The sequence below is a fragment of the Piscinibacter sp. genome (assembly GCF_050175855.1).
Classification (GTDB): domain Bacteria; phylum Pseudomonadota; class Gammaproteobacteria; order Burkholderiales; family Burkholderiaceae_C; genus Piscinibacter.
On the sequence record NZ_JBFXIO010000506.1, the window covers coordinates 1 to 3,025 of the forward strand.

Here is a 3,025-nt window from a genome sequence, read left to right on the forward strand (position 1 = left end):
GGTGATGGCCAGCGCGATCGTGCACGTGCTGTACTTCACCGCGCTGCTGCGCGGCTACCGGCTCGCCGACCTCACCGTGGTGTACCCGGTCGCGCGCGGCAGTGCGCCGCTGCTCAGTGCCGGCGGCGCGGTGCTGCTGCTCGGCGAGCAGTTGTCGGCGCTCGGCCTGGCCGGCGTCGCGCTGGTGGTGGGCGGCGTATTCCTCATCGCCGGAGGCCCGGGGCTGTGGGCGCAGGCGCACGACACGGCGCACCGCGAGCGCGTGCGCACCGGCATCGCCTACGGCGCGCTCACCGGCGCGCTGATCGCCGGCTACACGCTCATCGACGGTTATGCGGTGACGGTGCTGGCCATCTCCCCGATCCTGGTGGACTGGCTGGGCAACGTGCTGCGCGTGCCCCTGCTGCTGCCCGGCGCGCTGCGCGATCCGGCCGCGCTGCGTGACGCCTGGCGCAGCCAGTGGAAGGCCGCGCTGGTGGTGGCGGTGTTCGGCCCGGTGGCCTACGTGCTGGTTCTGTATGCGATGACGCTGGCACCGGTGTCGCACGTGGCGCCGGCACGCGAGCTCTCGATGCTGTTCGCCGCGCTCATCGGCGGCCGGCTGCTCGGCGAGCGCGACCGTGGATGGCGCATCGCCGGTGCGGGCTTCATCGCCGCCGGCGTGGCCTCGCTGGCTGCGTGATAGCGTCGTTGCCCATGTCGTTTCCCACCCTCGCCGGCATCGACTTCACCAGCCGGCCCACGAAGCGCAAGCCCATCACGGTGGCCCTCGGTTCCAGCGACGGCGCGAGCGTGAAGCTCGTGCGGCTCGACCGCCACGCCACGTTCGACGGTTTCACCGCGTGGCTGCGTACGCCCGGCCCCTGGCTGGGCGCCTTCGACTTCCCTTTCGGCCTGCCGCGCGAGCTGGTCGAGACGCTCGGCTGGCCGCCCGCATGGCTGCCGCTGATGCGCCACTACGCGGCACTGACGCGCGAAGAGATCCGCGCCACCTTCGCCGCCTTCTGCAATGCGCGGCCGGTGGGCGGCAAGTTCGCGCACCGCGCCTGCGACATCCCGGCCGGCTCGTCGCCCTCGATGAAGTGGGTCAACCCGCCGGTGGCGTACATGCTGCATGCCGGCGTGCCGCTGCTGCTCGACGCCGGCGTGCACCTGCCGGGGCTTCACGGGGGCGACGCTGCGCGCGTGGCGCTGGAGGCCTACCCGGGCCTGCTGGCGCGCGAGCTGATCGGCAACCGCTCCTACAAGAGCGACGAGGTGGCCAAGCAGACGCCGGAGCGCCTGATCGCACGAAAGGACCTGATCGAGGCGCTGGAGCAGGGCCGTACGCGGCTGGGCCTGCGCCTGCGGTTGACGCATGCTCAGCGCGACGCGCTGGCGGCCGACGCGTCGGGCGACGAACTCGATGCCGTGCTGTGCCTGGTGCAGGCCGCCTGGGCGGCACGCGAGCCGGGCTTCGGACTGCCGGCGCACATTGATCCGCTGGAAGGCTGGATCGTCAGCGCAGGAAGCCCTGCGCCCAGCTGAGCGCAGCATCGAGGTTCGCGGTTGCCGACGCGCTCATCGGCTCGCCCAGCTCGAAGCGTTCGCCGCGGATCGCCAGCAGCGTGGCCGGGGGCGGCGCACTGCCGTGCACGTCGACGTAAGCCTGCAGCAGCGCGGCGGGCGACATCGCGTGGCTGCTGAAGCTCGCATCGCGGCCAGGCTGCAGCGGCGAGGCCTCGAAGGGGGCGGCACACGCCAGGCCCGCATCGACGAACAGCACGCGCTCGCGACCGATCAGGTCGAGCGCATGCTCGGGCTGCAACTGGTAGTCGTCGAGACACTCGACGCCGGGCAGCGCGAGGGACCGCAAGCGCTCGACAAAGGCAGGCCCGAGCGCATCGTCGCCGCGGCTGGCATTGCCCCAGCCGAACACCAGCAGCGGCGCGGTCATCCGCGCTCCAGCGAGCCGTCGGCCGACTTCAGCACCTGGTCGAGCACCGTGCCGCCGGCATCGAGCAGCGTCACGTCCAGCGGCATGCGCCCGAGCGCATGCGTCGCGCACGACAGGCAGGGGTCGTAGGCACGGATCGCCACCTCGATGCGGTTGAGCAGGCCTTCGGTGATCTCGCGGCCGTCGAGGTACTGGCGCGCCACGCTGCGCACGGCCTCGTTCATCGCCTGGTTGTTGTGCGTGGTCGAGACGATCAGGTTGCAGCGCGTGACGAGGTCGTCGTCGCCGACGTCGTAGTCGTGGATCAGCGTGCCGCGCGGCGCCTCGATGATGCCGACGCCATGTCGAGGATCGACGCCGGCGCGGATGCTGCTGCCCACCAGTTCGCCGGACAGGATGGCCGGATCGTCGAGCAGCCGCTCGATCACCTCGGCGCAGTGCAGCACCTCGATCATGCGCGCCCAGTGGTATGCCAGCGTGGCGTGCTGCATGGCACCGCCGCAGAAGGCCATGAACTCTCGCCGCGCCGCTTCCGCACGCGGCGTGTCGATGAAGTCGCAGTTCTGCACCCGCGCCAGCGGGCCGACGCGGTACCAGCCCGCCTCGCGGCCGAGCGCGCGCAGGTAGGGAAACTTCATGTAGGTCCAGGGCTTCACGTCCTCGTCGATCAGGCCGCGGTAGCCCTGGTCGCCCGCGCCGTCGATCAGGATCGCGCCGTCCTCGTCGCGGGCACGCAGCACGCCGTCGTAGAGCTCCAGCGCACCGTCGGGACGCACCAGCGAGAACATCTTCGAGCGGAACGCGCCGAAGCCGTCGTACAGCTCGCGGTTGGCGGCGTGCAGCTGCCTGGCGATCGCCACCGCGTCTTCGCTCCATGCGATGACCTGCGCGATGTCGGCCAGCAGCATGGCGCGGTCTTCGGTGCTCACGTGGCGGTTCATCCCGCCGGGGATCGAACCGGTGCCGTGCACGCGCTTGCCGGCGGTGACGCGGATCACCTCCTGGCCGAACTTGCGCAGCAGCACGCCCTTCTTCGCGATGTCGGGGTGCGCCTCGATCACGCCGACGATATTGCGCTTCTGGACCTCG

The 3,025-nt window shown here is 71.3% G+C and carries 4 protein-coding genes; 2 read left to right on the top strand and 2 right to left on the bottom strand.

All coding sequences use genetic code 11. The features are described 5' to 3' along the window. Together AB7U92_RS24710 and AB7U92_RS24715 are read left to right on the top strand one after the other, a co-directional pair. A partial coding sequence (locus tag AB7U92_RS24710) for an EamA family transporter (RefSeq protein ID WP_428583123.1) occupies positions 1 to 682 on the top strand: 682 nt, incomplete at its 5' end. A gap of 14 nt (positions 683 to 696) precedes the next feature. After that, positions 697 to 1,527 (top strand): DUF429 domain-containing protein, encoded by an 831-nt coding sequence (locus AB7U92_RS24715; protein ID WP_428583125.1) that lies wholly within the window; start codon positions 697 to 699, stop codon positions 1,525 to 1,527. Here the strand turns inward: AB7U92_RS24715 and AB7U92_RS24720 are convergent. Further along, positions 1,499 to 1,936 carry a hydrogenase maturation protease gene (locus AB7U92_RS24720; protein ID WP_428583127.1) on the bottom strand — a complete coding sequence of 146 codons (438 nt, stop codon included), beginning with the start codon at positions 1,934 to 1,936 and terminating at the stop codon, positions 1,499 to 1,501. The genes AB7U92_RS24715 and AB7U92_RS24720 overlap by 29 nt on opposite strands. Continuing rightward, positions 1,933 to 3,025, bottom strand: a 1,093-nt coding sequence (locus AB7U92_RS24725; protein ID WP_428583129.1) for a Ni/Fe hydrogenase subunit alpha, incomplete at its 5' end; no start/stop codon positions are given. The genes AB7U92_RS24720 and AB7U92_RS24725, both read right to left, overlap by 4 nt.

Coding starts and splice junctions, on each gene's coding strand:
- AB7U92_RS24720 (WP_428583127.1), bottom strand. CDS start 1,936: ATGACCGCGCCGCTGCTGGTGTTCGGCTGGGGCAATGCCAGCCGCGGC.
- AB7U92_RS24715 (WP_428583125.1), top strand. CDS start 697: ATGTCGTTTCCCACCCTCGCCGGCATCGACTTCACCAGCCGGCCCACG.